Source organism: Thalassotalea sp. G20_0, from assembly GCF_017744175.1.
In the GTDB taxonomy this organism is placed as follows: Bacteria; Pseudomonadota; Gammaproteobacteria; order Pseudomonadales; family Endozoicomonadaceae; genus Endozoicomonas.
The window spans coordinates 1-592 of sequence record NZ_JAGHQV010000454.1 but is presented as its reverse complement, the minus strand read 5'-3'; the positions used below and the strand labels follow the sequence as shown (position 1 = coordinate 592).

Annotated in this window: 1 protein-coding gene; it reads right to left on the bottom strand. The window is 49.8% G+C overall.

Annotated elements, in window-relative coordinates; genetic code table 11:
• Positions 1-61: 61 nt before the first annotated feature.
• On the bottom strand, positions 62-592 hold a 531-nt coding region (locus J7438_RS27015), incomplete at its 5' end, for a 3-dehydroquinate synthase family protein (RefSeq protein ID WP_503003954.1).

Below are 592 nucleotides of genomic sequence, written 5' to 3'. Positions count from 1 at the left end.
AAAATAGTTATGACTAAGATAGTGAGAGCTGGAGAGTACGCTCCAGCCATTGAGAAAGTATTCAGGAACAGAACTGTTCAAGGCAGTCAATTAAATGTTGATGGCTAAAACCATCCGTCACCACAGCATGCCCAACAGAGCCCAGAAGCACCAGCCGCAATTGGCCATCCAGCACTTTTTTATCCACTGCCATTAGCTCGAGAAAGCGATCCGGGTTGATACCAGAAGGAGGCATCACCGGCAGGCTGGCACGCTCAAGCAAATATATAAGACCATCGACGTCTTCTCTGGATATATGACCTTCCCGGCAGGAAAGATCAGCCGCCATCACCATACCAGCAGCCACCGCTTCACCGTGCAGCCAGGAGCCATAGCCGGTATGCGTTTCTATTGCGTGACCAAAGGTGTGCCCAAGATTGAGAATGGCGCGAATACCGGATTCAGTCTCATCCGCCTCGACCACTCTGGCTTTGTCCTGACAGGATTGATGGATTGCGTAGGAAAGCGCCTCCGGATCACGATCCAGCAACCGCCCAATGTTTTCCTGCAACCACTGATAAAACGGTTTATCACAAATCAAACCATATTTGAT